Source organism: Azospirillum mesophilum, assembly GCF_053470405.2.
On sequence record NZ_JBPXMQ020000020.1, the window covers coordinates 72,390 to 90,186 of the forward strand.

The 17,797-nt window shown below is 69.1% G+C and carries 17 protein-coding genes and 1 tRNA gene; 12 read left to right on the forward strand and 6 right to left on the reverse strand.

Annotated features, from left to right (window positions below; genetic code table 11):
- Nucleotides 1-31: 31 nt before the first annotated feature.
- The 3 genes from ACSVC7_RS19570 to ACSVC7_RS19580 form a co-directional block, all read right to left on the reverse strand.
- Nucleotides 32-2,113: a tetratricopeptide repeat protein gene (locus tag ACSVC7_RS19570; RefSeq protein WP_448205931.1), complete on the reverse strand. Its 2,082-nt coding sequence runs from the start codon at nucleotides 2,111-2,113 to the stop codon at nucleotides 32-34.
- 67 nt (nucleotides 2,114-2,180) lie between these two features.
- On the reverse strand, nucleotides 2,181-2,672 hold the full coding sequence (gene rraA / locus ACSVC7_RS19575) for a ribonuclease E activity regulator RraA (protein WP_448205930.1): 492 nt from the start codon (nucleotides 2,670-2,672) through the stop codon (nucleotides 2,181-2,183).
- 54 nt (nucleotides 2,673-2,726) lie between these two features.
- Nucleotides 2,727-3,758 carry an NUDIX hydrolase gene (locus tag ACSVC7_RS19580; protein ID WP_448205929.1) on the reverse strand — a complete coding sequence of 344 codons (1,032 nt, stop codon included), beginning with the start codon at nucleotides 3,756-3,758 and terminating at the stop codon, nucleotides 2,727-2,729.
- Between the two features lie 322 nt (nucleotides 3,759-4,080).
- Here ACSVC7_RS19580 and ACSVC7_RS19585 point away from each other — a divergent pair, with 322 nt between their 5' ends.
- Both ACSVC7_RS19585 and ACSVC7_RS19590 read left to right on the forward strand, forming a co-directional pair.
- Nucleotides 4,081-4,734 (forward strand): DUF47 domain-containing protein, encoded by a 654-nt coding sequence (locus tag ACSVC7_RS19585; protein ID WP_448205928.1) that lies wholly within the window; start codon nucleotides 4,081-4,083, stop codon nucleotides 4,732-4,734.
- Nucleotides 4,735-4,738: 4 nt separating this feature from the next.
- Nucleotides 4,739-5,746: an inorganic phosphate transporter gene (locus ACSVC7_RS19590; RefSeq protein WP_448205927.1), complete on the forward strand. Its 1,008-nt coding sequence runs from the start codon at nucleotides 4,739-4,741 to the stop codon at nucleotides 5,744-5,746.
- A 109-nt stretch (nucleotides 5,747-5,855) separates the two neighbouring features.
- Here the strand turns inward: ACSVC7_RS19590 and ACSVC7_RS19595 are convergent.
- A tRNA-Gly gene (locus tag ACSVC7_RS19595) sits at nucleotides 5,856-5,930 on the reverse strand.
- Between the two features lie 98 nt (nucleotides 5,931-6,028).
- Between ACSVC7_RS19595 and ACSVC7_RS19600 the strand changes: the two genes are divergently transcribed.
- On the forward strand, nucleotides 6,029-6,325 hold the full coding sequence (locus tag ACSVC7_RS19600; protein ID WP_448205926.1) for a hypothetical protein: 297 nt from the start codon (nucleotides 6,029-6,031) through the stop codon (nucleotides 6,323-6,325).
- On the opposite strand, the gene ACSVC7_RS19605 is transcribed toward ACSVC7_RS19600, so the two are convergent.
- A complete protein-coding gene (locus ACSVC7_RS19605) occupies nucleotides 6,322-8,586 on the reverse strand; it encodes an alpha-galactosidase (protein WP_448205925.1) in 2,265 nt (754 codons plus the stop codon). The two genes, ACSVC7_RS19600 and ACSVC7_RS19605, sit on opposite strands and share 4 nt — an antisense overlap.
- A gap of 258 nt (nucleotides 8,587-8,844) precedes the next feature.
- Between ACSVC7_RS19605 and ACSVC7_RS19610 the strand changes: the two genes are divergently transcribed.
- From ACSVC7_RS19610 to ACSVC7_RS19635, 6 genes are all read left to right on the forward strand, one after another.
- Complete coding sequence (locus tag ACSVC7_RS19610) at nucleotides 8,845-10,116, forward strand: YcaO-like family protein (RefSeq protein ID WP_448205924.1); 1,272 nt, start codon at nucleotides 8,845-8,847, stop codon at nucleotides 10,114-10,116.
- Nucleotides 10,113-10,859 carry a TfuA-like protein gene (locus ACSVC7_RS19615; protein WP_448205923.1) on the forward strand — a complete coding sequence of 249 codons (747 nt, stop codon included), beginning with the start codon at nucleotides 10,113-10,115 and terminating at the stop codon, nucleotides 10,857-10,859. Before ACSVC7_RS19610 ends, ACSVC7_RS19615 begins: the two co-directional genes overlap by 4 nt.
- Nucleotides 10,860-10,935: 76 nt before the next feature.
- Nucleotides 10,936-11,646, forward strand: a complete 711-nt coding sequence (locus ACSVC7_RS19620; protein WP_448205922.1) for a Crp/Fnr family transcriptional regulator — start codon at nucleotides 10,936-10,938, stop codon at nucleotides 11,644-11,646.
- Nucleotides 11,647-11,747: 101 nt separating this feature from the next.
- Nucleotides 11,748-12,131 carry a ribbon-helix-helix domain-containing protein gene (locus ACSVC7_RS19625; protein ID WP_448205921.1) on the forward strand — a complete coding sequence of 128 codons (384 nt, stop codon included), beginning with the start codon at nucleotides 11,748-11,750 and terminating at the stop codon, nucleotides 12,129-12,131.
- Between the two features lie 181 nt (nucleotides 12,132-12,312).
- Nucleotides 12,313-14,355: an MASE3 domain-containing protein gene (locus ACSVC7_RS19630; protein ID WP_448205920.1), complete on the forward strand. Its 2,043-nt coding sequence runs from the start codon at nucleotides 12,313-12,315 to the stop codon at nucleotides 14,353-14,355.
- Nucleotides 14,333-14,713 (forward strand): response regulator, encoded by a 381-nt coding sequence (locus tag ACSVC7_RS19635; RefSeq protein ID WP_448205919.1) that lies wholly within the window; start codon nucleotides 14,333-14,335, stop codon nucleotides 14,711-14,713. Before ACSVC7_RS19630 ends, ACSVC7_RS19635 begins: the two co-directional genes overlap by 23 nt.
- Nucleotides 14,714-14,997: 284 nt before the next feature.
- Here ACSVC7_RS19635 and ACSVC7_RS19640 read toward each other — a convergent pair whose 3' ends face one another.
- The gene (locus ACSVC7_RS19640) at nucleotides 14,998-15,390 is read right to left on the reverse strand and encodes a MarR family winged helix-turn-helix transcriptional regulator (protein WP_448205918.1); all 393 of its coding nucleotides are present in this window, start codon (nucleotides 15,388-15,390) and stop codon (nucleotides 14,998-15,000) included.
- A gap of 359 nt (nucleotides 15,391-15,749) precedes the next feature.
- Between ACSVC7_RS19640 and rimO the strand changes: the two genes are divergently transcribed.
- From rimO to ACSVC7_RS19655, 3 genes are all read left to right on the forward strand, one after another.
- Nucleotides 15,750-17,114: a 30S ribosomal protein S12 methylthiotransferase RimO gene (gene rimO / locus ACSVC7_RS19645; protein ID WP_448205917.1), complete on the forward strand. Its 1,365-nt coding sequence runs from the start codon at nucleotides 15,750-15,752 to the stop codon at nucleotides 17,112-17,114.
- A gap of 21 nt (nucleotides 17,115-17,135) precedes the next feature.
- The gene (locus tag ACSVC7_RS19650) at nucleotides 17,136-17,471 is read left to right on the forward strand and encodes an HNH endonuclease (protein WP_448205916.1); all 336 of its coding nucleotides are present in this window, start codon (nucleotides 17,136-17,138) and stop codon (nucleotides 17,469-17,471) included.
- 90 nt (nucleotides 17,472-17,561) lie between these two features.
- The gene (locus ACSVC7_RS19655; RefSeq protein ID WP_448205915.1) at nucleotides 17,562-17,726 is read left to right on the forward strand and encodes a hypothetical protein; all 165 of its coding nucleotides are present in this window, start codon (nucleotides 17,562-17,564) and stop codon (nucleotides 17,724-17,726) included.
- The last annotated feature ends 71 nt before the right edge of the window (nucleotides 17,727-17,797 follow it).

Here is a 17,797-nt window from a genome sequence, read left to right on the forward strand (position 1 = left end):
CGCGGCGACGATGTTGTGTTTCGGCTGCGCCTCAACACAACCTACTCAACACTGATCGCAAGCGGGCCAGTTCGCTGGCGATCCGCTCGGACACGGACGCCCAGTCTCCCGCCTTGCTTTGCCGGAACAGGCGCATGGTCGGGTACCAGGGGCTGTCGTCGCGGTCGAGCAGCCAACGCCAGTCGGGGACCGCCTTGAGCACCAGCCAGACCGGCCGGCCGAGCGCTCCGGCCAGATGCGCCGGGCCGGTGCAGGACGAGATCACGAGGTCCAGGTTTTCCATGATCGCCGCCGTGTCGGCGAAATCACGGATCTCCGGCCCCAGGTCGGTGAAGCTGGCGGGCAGCGGCACGCGTTCCAGATCTTCGCGCCCCGGCCCTTTCTGAAGGCCGAAGAAGCGCACGCCCGGCACGTCCAGCGCGGCGCGCAGACCCTCCAGCCGGGGGGAGCGCTGCCGGTCGCCCGGAAACTGCGGGTTGCCGGCCCAGACCAGGCCGACGCGCGGTTCCGGCCCCTGCCCCAGCCGCTCCTTCCAATGAGCGACGCGCGCGGGGTCGGTGCTCAGATAGGGGACGGTGGCGGGCACGCGGTCGAGCGTGGTGCCGAGCGCGCGCGGCAGGCTGAGCAAGGGGCAGCAGGCGTCGACGTGGGGAAGCGGCTGGCCTTTGGGGATCAGAGTCACGCCCGGCATGGAGCCGAACAGGCCCAACAGGCTGTCCTGCACCTCCAGAACGACGGTCCACCCCAGCGCCTGGACCATCGGGACGTAGCGGACGAACTGGATGGTGTCGCCCAGCCCCTGCTCGGCCTGGAGAAGGATCGTCTTGCCCTGCGCCGCTTCGCCCGACCAGACCGGGCGGTTGAGCCGCCAGTTGGCCTTCGTGAACTCGCGGCACTTCCAGCGCCATTCGTGCTCGTCCCAGCCCTGGCGGAGGTTTCCTTGCAGAAGGAGGGCGATGCCGTGGTTCCAATGGGCTTCGGCGTAGGCGGGGGCGAGCGCCAGGGCACGGCGGTAGGCGGCCAGCGCCTCGGCCACCCGCCTCTGCTCCTTCAACGCGATGCCCAGGTTGCCGAGCGCTTCCGCGTAGTCCGGCTTGAGCCGCAACGCCCGGCGGTAGGCCAAATCCGCGCGGTCCGGCAATCCCTGCTCGATCAGCGCGATGCCGAGGTTGTTGCAGGCGCCTGCGTCGTCGGGGCGAAGGGCGACAGCGATGCGGAAGCGGGCGACGGCCTCCGCCCCGCGATTCCGCTCCAGCAGCGCGTTCCCCAAGCCAGTGTGGACTTGCGGGAGATCGGGCCGCAGCGCCAGGACGTCGCGGTACACGGCAAGCGCGTCCTCCGCCCGCCCGCGTTCCATCAATGCGTCGCCGAGGGTGCACAGGGCGTCCGCATCGCCGGGCTGAAGCCGTGCGGCGGCCCGGAACGCGGCGATCGCGTGGTTGAGGTGCCCGTGCCGCCGAAGCGTGACGCCCAGGTTGAATCCGGCCTCCACGAAGTCCGGCTGGAGGCTGAGGGCGCCGCGGTAGGCGGCGGCGGCCTCATCGAAGCAGCCGTGCGCCTGAAGGGAGGCCCCCAGCTTGAACCAGCTTTCCGGACGGTCTGGCCGCAGCGTCAGGGAACTCCGAAAGGCCTCGGCGGCTTCCGCGAAGCGGCCTTCCCCTTGCAGCGCGACGCCCAGGCGATAGTGGGCCTCCTGGTCGTCCGGACGCAGGCGCGTCAGCGCTCGGTGGGCGTCGGCCGCCGCGCCCAGCCGGCCCTGCATCTGCAAGGCCATGCCGAGCTGTTCGACACTCTGCGCGTCGTCGGGCCGGAGCGTCAGGGCCGTCCGGTAGCAGACGGTTGCCTCGCCCGTCCGGCCCAGTTCGCGAAGGACGTTTCCCAGATTGGCGTGGTAGTCCGCCACGTCCGCCCGTTGCGCGATGGCGCGCCGGATCCGGTCGTTCGCCACGTCCAGCCGACCGGTCTGGGCCGCCAGGATTCCCCAGAGATGCAGCGCGTCGGGCTGCTCCGGAACCGCGTCCAGAATGCGGGCGTACAGTTCGTCGGCTTCCGCGTGCCTGCCGGACTCCTGAAACGACAACGCGGCGAACAGAGCGTCCCGCAAGCCAACCATGCAACACCCTCATCCACGGGGCGATCCCGGCGCACAAGCCTGTGCGTTTGCCTGATTTAAGGCGCGCTTACGCCTTGGCAGCGAACTCCTCCCTGGTCAGCACCAGCACGCCGTCCTCGTCGGCGAAGACCAGATCACCGGGGTTCACGCGGATGCCGGCCATCGTCACGGGCAGCCCCGATTGCCCCTCGCCGTTGCGGACGGTCTTGCGCGGGATGGCGGCCACGGCCTTGATGCCCAGGTCCAGGGTGGCGAGGACGCCCGCGTCGCGGACGCAGCCGTGGATGACCACACCTTCCCAGCCGTTCTTCACCGCGTCCTTGGCGATCAGGTCGCCCATCAGGGCCGCGCGCAGGCTGCCGCCGCCGTCCACCACCAGCACCTTGCCCTGGCCCGGCGTGCCCAGCGTCTCCTTGACGCGCGAGTTGTCCTCGAAGCACTTGATGGTCACGGCCTCGCCGGAGAACTTGCGGCGCGCGCCGAAGTCGCGGAACACCGGATCGGCGACGCGGGCGGTCTTCTCGAAACGGTCGTACAGGTCGCAGGTGCTGTCGAACATGCGCTTTCGCTCCCGATTGGATTTCGCGGGAGCATACCCCCCCATGGGCGAGGGTCAATCCTCCACCGAATGAATAGCTCCGGCGCTGGTGCGTTCCAGGATGGCGCGGCGGCGGAAGCGGTACAACTCGGCGGGGCGGCCGCCGGTCTGGCTCTCGTACTGGCCGGTCGGCTCCACCAGACCGCCGGAGATCATCAGGCGGCGGAAGTTCTGCTTGTGCAGCCGCTCGCCCGACAGGGCCTCCACCACCTGCTGAAGCTGGTGCAGGGTGAAGGTGGGAGGCAGCAGCTCGAACACGATGGGGCGGTATTTCAGCTTACCGCGCAGCCGCTCCAACGCGGTCGCCAGGATGCGCCGGCCGTCGCGCGCCATGGGGCGGCCGAGCGCGCGGGGCATGTCCATGCGCGCCGCTCCGTCCGGCTCCGGGATGCCGGCCCGGCGGGCGAGGTCGCGGTCGCGGAAGGCCTCCACCACCAGACCGGCCTCGTACAGAAGCTCGAACCGCTCCAGCACGCGTTCGGAATCCCACTCCCCGCCATCCAGCGCGAAGGCGATGCGGGCGCGCTCCGCCCGACGGGCGCGGGCGGGCTCGTCGGGGACGGCGGCGACCCAGCGGGACAGCGCCGGCAGGATCACCGAATCGAGCAGGTGCGGACGCTCGTCGCGCCAGTCCTCCCAGGGGAAGAACTCGTAGAGGTCGCGCCACGCCGCCCCGTCGATGCGCAGCGGGGCCTCGCGCACCAGCGCCAGATAGCCGACCACCAGGGAGCGCGGTCCGCCGAACAGCTCGTGCGGGTCGCGGTGGCGGTCGCCGAAGCTGTAGAGCTGCTCCACATAGCGCAGGGCGAGCCCCGCGCTGTCCTCCGCCACCGCGCGCACCGCGTCCTGCAGCGTGCGGAAGCGCGCCGGCTCGAAGGGGGCGCCGGGAAGGGCGTCGCGGTGGGGCAAGGGCTCGTCGCCGCGCCGGTGCGATTCGGGGATTTCGAAGCCGCTGTGGACGGTCACGACGCGCGGGACGGCGCCCGCGGTCCCGCCACCGGTCACCGCGATGACGGCCGCCGCCAACCCCACTTGTGTCAGGCCCACTTGTGTCAGGCCCCCTTGCGTCACGCCCCCTTGCGTCTCTCCGGCCACGCCCCGGCCACCCTTTCCTGTTGAACCGCCGCCGCAGGATAAGCGGGCGCCGCCCGCAAATCACCGGTCTTCGCAACCGAACGGCGGCTGCCGCGTTCCACGCCGGGGCCGGGCCGGGGCCGGGCCGGGGCCGGGAACGCCACACCGGGCCGCGAATTCAGCGAAGGCCGGGCGGGTGAGACACTTTTATGACTCCCCTGTGGCGCTGGGGATGATACATGACGCGCGAACCAAGCCCGTGCGCGCACGGGTCCGCGTCATTGGAGAGCCACGCATGCTGAATCTGTTCCGGGCCATGATGCCGCGCGAGGAACGATTCTTCGACCTCTTCGCCGAACACGCCCGGAAGATCGTCACCGGCGCCGGCGCGCTGCGGACGATGATGGACACAGGCGCCGCTCTGGAGGAGGGGTTCCGCGCGATCCGCCAAGCCGAAAGCGAAGCCGACTCCATCGAGAAGGAGGTGCAGCTCGCCGTCCACCGCACCTTCATCGTTCCCTTCGACCGCTCCGACATCCAGGAGCTGGGCAAGCGGATGGACGACGTGCTCGACCTGATCGAGGAGACGGCGCGCCACCTCGTGGAGGCCGGCTTCACCGACTACACGGACGAGATGCGCGCCCAGGCCGACGCGATCCTGCGCTGCGCCACGCTGCTGGCCGAGGGCGTGCCGATGCTCCGCGCCATCCCGAAGAACGTCGAGCGGCTCCACGCCATGACCGGAGAGATCTCCCGGATCGAAAGCGACGGCGACCGCCTGCTGCGCGAGGCCAAGCACCGGCTGCGCGGCGAGAGCGGCGGCCTCGACGCCCCCATCACCCACCGCCATGCCCTCCAGCGCGAAATCGTCGAGCTGCTGGAACGCGTGCTCGACGCGTGCGAGGACGTGGCCGACACCATCGACGGCATCATCGTCGAACAGGTCTGATCCCATGGAAGCCGCTACCATCGCCTTGCCCATCCTGATCGGGCTGATCGGCGTCGCCCTCCTTTTCGATTTCCTGAACGGGCTGCACGACGCGGCCAACTCCATCGCCACGGTGGTCTCCACCCGCGTGCTGTCGCCGCGCAAGGCCGTCGCGATGGCCGCCTTCTTCAACTTCATCGCCTTCCTGTTCTTCGGCCTGCATGTGGCGACCACCATCGGCACCGGCATCGTCGGCGCCGGCGTGGTGGATTCCAACGTCATCTTCGGCGCGCTGATGGGCGCCATCGTGTGGAACGTCGTCACCTGGTGGCTGGGCATCCCCTCCAGCTCCTCCCACGCGCTGATCGGCGGGCTGGTCGGGGCCGGTGTGGCGAAGGCCGGCTGGGGCGCGGTCGTGGTCTCCGGCCTTACGAAGACGGCCAGCGCCATCGTGCTGTCGCCGGTCGTCGGATTCCTGCTGGCCAGCGTCATGATGATCATCGTGTCCTGGCTGTTCGTGCGCACCACGCCCTTCGCGGTGGACCGGCTGTTCCGGCACCTGCAGCTCGTCTCCGCCTCGCTCTACAGCCTGGGGCATGGCGGCAACGACGCGCAGAAGACCATGGGCATCATCGCCGTGCTGCTCTATTCGCAGGGGCATCTGGGGACGGAGTTCCACGTTCCCTTCTGGGTGGTGCTGAGCTGCCAGACCGCCATGGGCCTGGGCACGCTGTTCGGCGGCTGGCGGATCGTGAAGACCATGGGCTCCAAGCTGACGGAGCTGAAGCCGGTCCACGGCTCCTGCGCGGAGACGGGCGGCGCCATCACGCTGTTCGCCGCGACGTGGCTGGGCGTGCCGGTCAGCACGACCCACACCATCACCGGCGCCATCATCGGCGTCGGCGCCACCCGCCGCACCAGCGCGGTGCGCTGGGGGCTGGCCCACGGCATCGTCATCGCCTGGATCATCACCCTGCCGGCCACGGCCGTGGTGGGCGCGATCTTCTACGAAATCTCGCGCATCCTGTGGTGAGGCGGAAAACGAAAAGGGCGGCCGATTGGCCGCCCTTTTTCGTATCGTTCCGTCCGTGAGACTTTCGTCCCTTCCCTTCGGGAACTTTTGTCCCTTCCCTTCGGGAAGATGGAGCGGGCGAAGGGATTCGAACCCTCGACCCCAACCTTGGCAAGGTTGTGCTCTACCCCTGAGCTACGCCCGCGCCGCTCCAGCGGAGGAGCGCCCGTATACCCGCTGGTGTCCGGCGTGGCAAGGGCATTTTGTCGGTTTGCGATCGAATTTTCGGAAAGGCCGCTCCCCATGCCAGACACAAGCCCCGACACGCATGAGGACCCCGACGCCGTCTGGCGCGGCGACATCGACGCCCTGGTCTTCACGCCCCAAGGGCACCGGGGCCTCTGCGCCGTCCACCGGCTGGCCTTCCGCACCCTGCTCGGCCGGCTGCCGGAACCGGCGGACTGCCTCGCCCACTTCGCCGCGCACCGGGAGGCCTTCCACCGGGCCGCGGCGCAGAAGATCGCCGGGCGCGGTCTGCCACCCGAAGCCAGCCTGCACCTGACCAGCCGCGCCATCCAGCGCGCGGCGGACATCGTCTAACCCGACTCCCCCACCGCTTCCGCGTGCAGCAGAAGCGCGCTCTCCGGCGCCTGTTCCGGGAGCAGCAGGCCGACCTGCCGCAGCAGAGCGCCGGACGCGACCACCCCCTCACCCGCCAGACGGCGCTGCGCCTCGGAGGGGGCGAAGCCGGGCACAGCCTGCGGGCCGGGAAGGGTCAGGCGGTAGCGGCGGGCATCGTCCAGGCCGGGAAGGGTCAGGGGCGGCGGGATGGGCGCCGCCGCGCTGCGCAACTGCGCCACGAGAAACAGCGCCTCACTCCCGTCCATGGCCACGACGCCGTGCAGGCGCCGCCCGTCCGCCTCCGCCAACGCGTGGTGCCGGCCGCCGTGCAGCAGCGGGCGCAGGCGCTTGTGCAGCGCGATCCAGGCGGCGAGATCCTTCGCCTGCCCCGGCGGCAGGGACAGCGGGTCCAGCTCCACCCCGAAATGGCCGAACAGCGCGACGCAGGCGCGGAAGCCGAGGCTGAGGCGCCGCCCCGTCTGCTGGTTGGGGCTTCCGGAGACGTGGGCCCCCATGACCTCCGGCGGCAGGAAACGCAGGAAGCCGCGCTGGATCTCCAGCCGCTCCAGCGCGTCGGTGGCGTCCGACGGCCAGATCCGCACCGCCCGCCGCAGCACGCCCAGATCGGCCCGCCCGCCGCCGGACGCGCAGCTTTCGATCTCCAGCACCGGGTGCGCCGCGCGCAGGCGGTCCATCAGGGCGTAGGTGGCGAGCGTCTGCCGCCGGTCGGCCGGGCGCCCGGCGGAATCGCCCGCGTCGGTCAGGCTGCGGTTCATGTCCCATTTCAGGCAGGCGATGGGGACGGCCCGCAACAGCCCGTCCAGCGCGTCGAACAGATGGTCCGCCACCTCCGGCCGGGTCAGGTCGAGGACGAACTGGTTGCGCCCCGTCACGGCCGGCCGGCCCGGCAGCCCCAGCGCCCAGTCGGGATGCGCGCGGAACAGGTCGCTGTCGGGATTGACCATCTCCGGCTCGACCCACAGGCCGAACTCCATGCCAAGTTCGTTGACGCGGCGGGCAAGCGGCTCCAGCCCGTTGGGGAAGATCGCCGGGTCGGGCGTCCAATCGCCCAGCCCCGCCCGGTCGTTGCGCCGGCCCCGGAACCAGCCGTCGTCCAGCACGAAGCGCTCGATGCCCAGCCGCGCCGCCGCCTCGGCCTGCGCGATCAGGCGGTCTTCCGTCAGGTCGAAGCCGTTGGCCTCCCAGCTGTTCAGCGTCACCGGGCGCGGGCGCATGACGCCGCCCGGCCAGCGCAGAACCCGCCGCCGGACATGCGCGTGAAAGCACCGCGACAGGCCGCTGAAGCCCTCCGCCGACACCGTGCCGTAGGCCGTTGCCGTTTCAAGCCGCTCCCCTGCACCCAGGATCACCTCCCCCAGCTGGAACAGCTCACCCACGGTCACCAGCATGCGGCCGTCGCCGGTCCGTCCGGCGGTCAGGCACTGCCCGCCGCTCCAGCCCAGCTGCACGCCGTAGGCGGTCCCGCTCTCCTCGCCACAGCCGGGCAGGCCGGCCAAAAGGCCGGGGAAATGGCTGTGGGCGCGGTTGCCGCGCGTTTCGATGGTCAGGGCCTCCCGCGCCAGAGGAACCGTCCGTTCCTGGAATTCGCGCGCCCAGCGCCCTTCCAGAACCCGCACCTCCTCCACGGCGGCGGGCAGCAGGAAGACGCCGGAGGCCAGACGCTCCACGATCAGGCCGGGCGCGCCCTCGTTGACCAGCACGCTGCGCGCGGTCAGCACATCGTCGTCGCCGAGGTCCAGGTGAAGCTCCAGCGCCAGCCGCGCGACCGGGTCGCGGGCCACGATCACGCAGGAGCCGGCGGAGCGGCGGACCTCCTGCACGTCGAAGTCCGCCGTCCAGTCCAGCCCGGCCCGATGGGCGATCAGCGCCGGGGCGGTGTCGAGGGCAAGCCCCACCGTAGGCATCAGGGTGGCCTCCGGCACCGTCGCGTCCAGCCGGTTGTTGGCCCGCCCCGCCGCGCGGACGTCGCGCAGTTCCGCCGCATCCAGGCCGTCGGGCAGGCGCCCGCCCCACCAGGCGATTTCCGGCAGCCCGCGCGCGTGCCGCAGCAACAGCAGGGTCACCCCCGGCCCATCCAGGCGGATGGGCTCCGCCGCCCGCTCACCGGCGCCGCCGGCGCGTGGTGCCGCCGCGGAGGTTGCTGGCAGCGAGGCGAGGGTCGTCGCAGCCGCGGCGCCGGCCAGCAGGTGCCGGCGCGCGATTCCGGTTCGCTCTGCCATGCCGTGGACCTTCCGCTCGTGGCCTGTGCCGGGAAGGAACGGAGGTGTCGCCGATTCGGTGCTCGGCAAGGTGATGGCACGGATGGACAGGCGAAGTGCGGACGTGTTTTGTAACGCCGGCCCCGCCAACCGGCGTGTGAAGTTCTTCACAGTGCGGAGGGGGCCTCCCGTCCGATGCTTCGACATACTGCGGTATTCGTCGCCTCCAGCCCTCACGGCCTTGTCCCAGCGGGCGTCCCGGCCCGGAAAGCCTTGCCCATGCCCCTCGCCCCCCTGAGCCTCCGCAAAAGCGCCGAGCAGGCGGTCAAGCTCCACACCACCGGCACGCACCGCATCGTCCCGCCGGAACAGACGCTTGCCCGCGTCGCCCCCTTTCTGCCGATCATGGGCATCACGCGGGTGGCGAACGTCACGGGGCTGGACCGGGTGGGCATCCCGACCGTGATGGTGACCCGGCCGAATTCCCGCTCCATCTCCGTGTCGCAGGGCAAGGGGGTGACGCTGGCCGCCGCCAAGGCCTCCGGCGTCATGGAGTCCATCGAGAGCTACCACGCCGAACGCATCGCCCTGCCGCTCCGCTACGCCAGCTACGAGGAGCTGCGCTGGACGCACCCCGTGGTCGACGTGGCGCGCCTGCCGCGGCTGTCCACCGGCGCCTTCACCCCGCACACCCCCATGCTGTGGATCGAGGGCGAGGATTTGCTGGGCGGCGGCACCAAATGGGTGCCGTTCGAGATGGTGCACCTGAACTTCACCCTGCCCCTGCCGCCGGGCTCCGGCTGTTTCGTCGCCGGCTCCAACGGGCTGGCGTCCGGCAACTCGCTGGCCGAGGCCATCGCCCACGCGGTGACGGAACTGGTGGAGCGGGATGCCGCCACCCTGTGGCGGCTGCGCGAGGAGGAGGCGCAGGAGGGCACGCGCATCGCCCCGGAGAGCGTCGCCGACCCGGTCTGCCAATCGCTCCTGGAGCGGTTCGACGCCGCCGGCGTGGACGTCGGCCTGTGGGAGATCACCAGCGACATCGGCCTGCCGGCCTTCCTCTGCCGCATCGTCACGCGGGAGGACGCGCCGCAGCAGTCCATCCGCCCGGCGCTCGGCATGGGCTGCCACGCCGCGCGGGAGGTCGCGCTGTCCCGCGCCCTGACCGAGGCGGCGCAGAGCCGGCTGACCTTCATCGCCGGGGCGCGCGACGACATGCCCCGCGCGGAGTACGAACGCCACCTCGACCCCACCCACCATGAACGCTGGAAGCAGCGCATCGTCGGCGGAGCCGGGCGCCGCGACTTCGCGACCGTTCCGACCTTCTCCGGCCGCACCATCGAAGAGGATTTGGCCTTCCAGCTCGACCGGCTGCGCGCCGTCGGCATCGAGGAGGCGGTGGCCATCGACCTGACCAAGCCGGAATTCGGCATCCCCGTGGCCCGCGTCGTCATTCCCGGCCTGGAGGGTGTGGACGAGTCCCCGGACTATCTGCTGGGCGCCCGCGCCCAGGCCATCGCCGGTACGGTGGCAGAGGAGAAGCGAGCATGAGCAGCGGCCTTTACGTCTTCCTCGGCCCCACCCTGCCCCGCGAGGACGCGGTGCGGGAACTGGACGCCGCCTATCTGCCGCCGGTCGCCCAGGGCGACATCATCCGCCTGTGCGAGCGCAAGCCGCGCGCCATCGGCATCGTCGACGGCTTCTTCGAGAATATCCCGTCGGTCTGGCACAAGGAGATCCTGTTCGCCATCGACCAGGGGATCGCGGTGTTCGGCGCCTCCAGCATGGGCGCGCTGCGCGCGGCGGAGTTGCACCCCTTCGGCATGGTCGGCGTCGGCGCGATCTACGAGGCGTTCTGCGACGGCCGGCTGGAGGACGACGACGAGGTGGCCGTGGTCCACGGCCCGGCCGAACTCGGCTACCCCAGCCTGTCGGAAGCCATGGTCAACATCCGCCGCACGCTGTCCGACGCCGTGCAGGACGACGTGATCCCCGCCGAAACGGCCCGGCAACTGGAATCGATCGCCAAGGCGCTGCCCTACGCGGAGCGCGGCTACGGCCGCGTGCTGCGGCTGGCCGACGACCAGGGCGTGCCGGAGGAGGAGATCGCCGACCTGAAGCTGTGGCTGCCCAACGGCCGGTTCGACCAGAAGCGCGACGACGCCCGCCAGATGCTGCGCGCCATGCGCCGCTGGGCCGCGCAGGGGGCCGAGCCACCGCGCGCCCGCTTCCATTTCGAGCGCACCGTGATGTGGGACAAGGCGGTCCGCGAGGCTGTTTCTCTCGCGGTCTGATCCTGATTCCGCTGGACGGCCCCTCATCCGGGCTTCATACCGGCGGGCGGACACGCAAGCAGCGGCTTGAAGGCGCATGAGCTTACTGAAGGATGCCGCCGCGATCCTGCGGCGCAACCGGCTTTTGAAGGGACTGGACGACCAGCAGATGGCCGAGCTGGTGGCGCTCGGCCGTCCCTCCCGATTCGCGGAGGAACAGACGCTCTTCTCCAAGGGCGACCCCGGCGACTGCCTTTACGCCATCCTGAAGGGGCAGATTGCCGTCTCCACCTCCTCGGTGGACGGCAAGACGATGCTGCTGAACATCCTGAACCCCGGCGACGTGCTGGGGGAGATCGCCATGCTCGACGGCAAGGAGCGCACCGCCACCGCCACGGCCTTGCGCCCGGCGGAGCTGTTCCGCATCGATCGGCCGGAGTTCATCACGTTTCTGGAACGCCACCCCAGACTGTGCATCCAGATGATGGAGATGCTGTGCGAACGGCTGCGCTGGGTGTCGGAAAACATCGAGGACGCCGTCTTCCACGACGTACCGCGCCGCCTGGCGCGGCGCATCCTGCTGCTGGCGGAAAGCTATGGCCAGCGCACGCCCGCAGGCCTGCGGGTCAATCAGGCCGTGTCGCAGGAGGCCCTGGCCGCCATGCTGGGCGTCACCCGCGAGATGGTGAACAAAAGCCTGCGCGCGCTGCGCAATTCCGGCGCGATCGCCTACACCAAGGGCTTCATCGTCATCACCGATTCCGCCTTGCTGAAGGACATGGCCGGGGAATCCGATCACGCGCCTTGACGCTTAGGTGCACTCCCGATTAGTTTTGTTGGCATGACCTCTTTCAATCGCGCTAAAGTGCAGGCAAAGTGCGAGTGGTCGGGAGCAGGGGGTAGAAAGCCATGGCTGGAATCGAACCGCATGCGGGCAACGTTGGGGCAACGGTCGGCGTCATTCCGCTGGTGGCGCGAACGGTGAAGCTGTTCGGCGAGCCGACCGCGATCCGCCTTGAACCATCCTACTGGGAAGCGCTGGACGAGATCTGCCGCCGCGAAGACCTGACGGTGGATGAACTGTGCAGCGACCTGAAGGAGCGCATGGACCAGCAGACCAAGCGGTCCCGGCGCGTGTCGGGCGTGTCGCTGTCCAACGCGGTGCGCGTCTTCATCGTCGGCTATTACCGGAAGGCGGCGACCGAGAAGGGCCATGACCGCGCCGGCCACGGCCGCGGCGACCCGTTCGTCAGCACCCCCTTCGACCTCCCCGCGTCTCTGGAACGGCCCTGATCCTTGCCGGCCGGGCGCCCGGTGACGAGCGCCTCGCCGGAACGGCCCAACCGGGCCTGAGCCTTCGGGACTGGTCGCACGGGGCGAGACAATCGCAGGGCGCGACATTCTGCGGCTGGCCGGACGGCGCAAAATTTTGCGAACCTCGGCCCCCTTGCCCCGCAGCGGAGCCGATAACCGCATGAGCACGGCCGAGTCGACCGTCACCAGCCCCCTGTATGCGCGCACCGCGCAGGACCGTTCCTACCGGTCCGAAATCGGCTTCATCCTCGGGACCATGGCGGTGCTGTTCCTGGTGATGCAGCGCAATTACCTGCTGTTCCACCTCTGCGCCGAGCTGTTCGCCATCGCCGTGTCCATCACGGTCTTCATGATCGCCTGGAACACGCGCGGAACCAACCAGTCGCCCTTTCTGTCCTTCGTCGGCCTGTCGCTGCCGGCTGTCGCGTTGCTGGACCTGCTGCACAGCATCGCCTACCAGGGCATGAACGTCATCGGCGAAGGCAGCCCCAACCTGGCGACGCAATTGTGGATCGCCGCCCGCTACACCCAGGCGGCGGTGTTCCTGGCGGCGCCGCTGCTGGCCGAAACCCGGCTGCGTACGGGCGATGTCCTGCTGGCGCAGGCCGGCATCATCGGCTGCGCGCTGCTCGCCATCTTCGCCTTCGACATCATGCCCGACTGCTTCGTGCCGGGGCAGGGCCTGACGCTCTTCAAGGTTCTCAGCGAATACGCGATCATCACGGCCGCGGGCGCGGCGAGCCTGCTTCTGCTGCGCAAGCGCCGGCAGTTCGAACGCGGCGTGTTCGGCCTGACGCTGGCCGGGATGGCCTTGCTGATCCCCCAGGAACTGACCTTCACTCTGTACAGCGACCCGCACGGGCTGCTGAACGCGTTGGGGCATTTCATCAAGATCCTGTCCTTCTACCTGCTCTACAAGGCGATCATCGTCACCGCGCTGAAGAATCCCTACGACCTCGCCTTCTACCGGATGCGCCGCAGCGAGGAAGCGCTGCGCGACCATCTGAGCGGCCTGGAGTCGCTGATCGCCACCCGCACCGCCGAACTGCGGGAGAGCGAGGCGCGCTGGCGGGCTCTGCTGGAATGCTCCAACGACTGGTTCTGGGAAACGGACGACCGGGGGCGGTTCACGTCCCTGTCGCCCCGCGCGCAGGAGTCGACCGGGCGCGGCGGGGCGGAGTTGTTGGGCTTCACCCACGCCGACCTTCTCGACCGCAACCGGCCGGAGGAGGACTTCCCCGCCCTGATCGAAGCCCTTCGGCGGCGCGAGCCGTTCCGCCGACTGACCTTCCCCCTGGCCACTCCGGGAGGGGCGGCGCGCTGGGTGCTGGTCAGCGGTACCCCGCGCTATTCCGCGGACGGACAGTTCCTCGGCTACCGCGGCACCACCAGCGACATTTCCGCGCGCCGTCAAGCGGCCGAACTGGCCCGCCAGAAGCAGACCATGTCCGCGCTGGGCAGTCTGGTGGGCGGCCTCGCCCACGAGATCAACAACCTGTTGCAACCGGTCATCAGCCTCTCCGATCTGGCGCTGAACCGCATCGGCGAGGACCCCAAGCTCCGCACCTATCTCGGCGCCATCAACGAAAGCGGCATGAAGGCCCGGGCGATCATGCGCGACGTCCTGCAGTTCGCCCGCGTCGAGGTCGCCGAGTCGCCGCCGGGCGATCTGGTCGAGGCGGTGCGCTCCGCCGTTCAGCTGGCATCGCCGTCCCTGCCGTCGCGGGTGCAGATGCGCACGCGCACGGCCGAGGATCTGGAGCCGGTGACGATCACCGCAACCGAACTGACCCAGGTCTTGTTGAACCTGATCCAGAACGCCGGCGACGCCATGCCGGAAGGCGGGACCTTGAGCATCACCGCCGAGACCGTGACCTTGAAGGAGCCGGAGGCCTTCCGCCGCGAGGTGAGCGAGGGACGCTACGTGCGCCTGACGGTGTCCGACACCGGGACCGGCATGGACGAGCCGACCCGCCAGCGCGTCTTCGACCCGTTCTTCACCACCAAGCCGGTCGGCAAAGGGACAGGGCTTGGGCTTTCGGTTGTCTATGGTATCGTGAGGAACGGCGGCGGCGACATCCTGGTCGAGAGCGCTCCCGGCCGGGGAACTAGCTTCATCATCGACCTGCCCGTATCCGCTCCCGGCGGTTCGGGCGACATGACACATGGGAACAAGGTCCATGGCGAAGGTGCTGGTCGTTGAAGACTCCGCAGCCGTCCGGCTGGCCGTCACGGAAGTGATCGCGCGCGCCGGTCACACCGTCGTCGAAGCGGAAAACGGCCGAGTCGCCATTGATCTGCTGGAGCATGAGAGGTTCGACCTGATCGTTACCGACGTGCTGATGCCCGAAGCCGACGGGGTGGAGGTGATCAAGGCGGTCCGGGTCCGCAGTCCGGGCACGCGCGTGGTCGCCATGTCCGGCGGTGCCCCGAACCTGCCCGCCGGCTATGCCCTGAAGATGGCCGAAATGTTCGCGGCCGACGCCGTGCTGTACAAGCCCTTCCTGAACCAGGAACTGGAACGGACCGTGGCCCGTCTGCTCGCCGAGACCGACGCCTAAAGCGGATTTCAATCCGCTTTGGACCGCGACGGCGGGCCCGGTCGCACGTGCGACCGAAGCCCGGCCGGCAAGTGAGGCCATGTGAATCTAAAGCGAACGGAAGTTCGCTTTAAACGTCCGGCCGCGAGCTTGACAGTCCGCCCGCCCCACGGTATTCGTTACGTCTCTAAACCGTAAGGTTTGGATGGAAACCGGCGGGCAGGGGCGTGGGAGGGAGATCCACAACAACAAGCGCCCCGCCCGCCCTTTCCTTTTGAAAAAAGCTGCTTGAAAAAAGCTGCGCTTCAGGCGGCCTGACGCTTGCTCAAAAGGCCGCGCAGAAGGCGCGACAGCAGATCGGCCAGCTGGAACTGGTCCGCCCCCGGCAGGGCGGCGATCACGCCCGCGAATTCCTTCAGCGGATCATCCTCCAACAACTCCAGCGCCTTGGGCGTGGGGTGGAGCTGGACGACGCGCCGGTCTTCCGGCACCGGCACGCGGGTCAGCAGATCCTTGTTCACCAGCACCTCGACCATCTGGGACGCGGCGCCCCGCGTGGTCGCATGGAAATCGGCGAAGGCGGAGACGGTGCGCTGGCTGGGGTTGGCGCGCGCGAAATAGCGCAAGGCCGTCCACTGCGACGGCTTCAGTCCTTGCGTGTAGCCCATGCTGTCGGCGATGTGTCCGATGTGCATCATGACCTCGGCGATCGCTTGCGCCGATGCCGGTGATGGATGGCTTTTCGACATGACGGCCGGGTCTCGACAGTTTCCTCGGAGGGCGCGACGCCTGGTATTACCAGAGCGGTGTCTACACCGTATAGAGGCTATACGATCAGCATACTAGCTTTCGCGGAGAGGGTTGTCCAGTCTGACGACCCGCCCCGGCGTTGGCCGTCACACTATGCCATGCCGCCTTGAAACGGAACATTGCTGTCGTGTTTCAACCCTAACATGATGTCGCACCCACCTGTCGCAGGGCGGCTACCCCCTCCTGTACGGACGGAATAGCGCGTTTTGGCTGGCGTTGGGCGCCAACTCGCCTATATATGCGCGCCATGAGCAGCACGCCCCCCTCCATCCCCGGTTCGAAGACCAACCCCGCGGCGTCCCCGAAGGTCGGGATCGTCAGCCTGGGTTGCCCCAAGGCGCTCGTCGATTCGGAGCGCATCCTCACCCGCCTGCGCGCGGAGGGCTATGAGATTTCGCCCTCCTACGACGGCGCGGACGTGGTCCTGGTGAACACCTGCGGCTTCCTGGATTCGGCCAAGAAGGAGTCGCTGGAGGCCATCGGGGAGGCGATCAAGGAGAACGGCCGCGTCATCGTGACCGGCTGCATGGGCGTGGAATCGGACATGATCCGGGAGGTCCACCCGGACGTCCTGGCCGTCACCGGCCCGCACCAGTACGAGCAGGTGGTCAATGCCGTGCACGACGCCGTGCCGCCGGTGCACGACCCCTTCACCGATCTGGTGCCGCCCGAAGGGCTGCGGCTGACGCCGCGCCATTACGCCTACCTGAAGATTTCCGAGGGCTGCAACAACCGCTGCAGCTTCTGCATCATCCCGTCCCTGCGCGGCGACCTCGTCAGCCGTCCGGTCGCGTCCGTCCTGCGCGAGGCGGAAAAGCTGGCGACCGCCGGCGTGAAGGAGCTGCTGGTCATCTCCCAGGACACCAGCGCCTACGGCATCGACCGAAAATACGCGGAAGAGGACTGGTACGGCCGCAAGGTGAAGGCCCGCTTCATCGACCTGTGTCGCGAGCTGGCGAACTTCGATGTGTGGGTGCGGCTGCACTACGTCTATCCCTACCCGCATGTGGACGAGGTCATTCCGCTGATGGCGGAGGGCCGCATCCTCCCCTACCTGGACATCCCGTTCCAGCATGCCTCCCCCACCGTGCTGAAGGCCATGCGCCGCCCGGCCGCCCAGGAAAAGCAGCTTGAGCGCATCAAGAAGTGGCGCGCCGAGTGCCCGCATCTGGTGCTGCGCTCCACCTTCATCACCGGCTTCCCCGGCGAGACGGAGGAGGACTTCCAGTTCATGCTGGACTGGCTGAAGGAAGCGCAGCTCGACCGCGTGGGCTGCTTCAAGTACGAGCCGGTCGACGGGGCCGCCGCCAACGACCTGCCCGGCGCCGTCCCCGAAACGGTCAAGCAGGAGCGCTGGGAGCGCTTCATGGAGACCCAGAAGGCGATCAGCGCCGAGCGGCTGAAGCAGAAGATCGGCTACACGCTGGGCGTCCTCATCGACGAGGTGGACGAGGAAGGCGCCATCGGCCGCTCCTACGCCGACGCGCCGGAGATCGACGGCAACGTCTTCCTGAACGGCGAGACCAACGTGAAGCCCGGCGACCTCGTGGACGTCACCATCGAGCACACCGACGAGTACGACCTCTGGGGCTCCATCGAACGTCCTGAGTGACGCTCAAAGGAGTGCTGAACCATGCCCGTCAGCCCTGAAGACACCCAGATCATGGACGTTCTTCAGGGCGGGCGCTGCTTCTATTGCGGAGAGACGGTGGGGGCGAAGGCGACCTTCGACCACCTGATCCCGCAGGCCTACGGCGGCGCCGACGAGCCGGCGAACGTCGTTCTGGCCCACCGCCGCTGCAACCAGAAGAAGGGCGACCGGCTGCCGACGCCGGAGGAGGTCGAGCGCTTCGTCGCCCAGCGCCGGCGCAGCCGCCTGGGAGTCTGGCCGCCGCTGTTCGCCCTGCTGGACGCCGAACCCGGCGATGAATGGATGACCGTGGCGAGGGCCATCGCCGACCTGCGCTGAGTTCCATCCCCCCAGTTCGCACGAAGGAACGCCCGCCCCACTCCGCCGGTTGACGGGGGCGATCCTTCGAACGAAGCATGAGGACCGGCGATGAAGCAGCCGCACACCGAACAGACCGTCAAGCACACCGACGACCAGCAGAACACCGGCAACCACAAGAAGCCCGACGCCCCGGACGCCAAAGGCACCGACCGCTTCGGCGGCACCCGCGCCGGGGCGGAGAATGTGGAGCCGGCCGAGAAGAAGTCCCCGTAAAAGCAAGCCCCGCAAGATCGGCAACGGTGCCCTTCAATTATCGCCGCCGCGATGCCTTGGCAGGGTCGCGG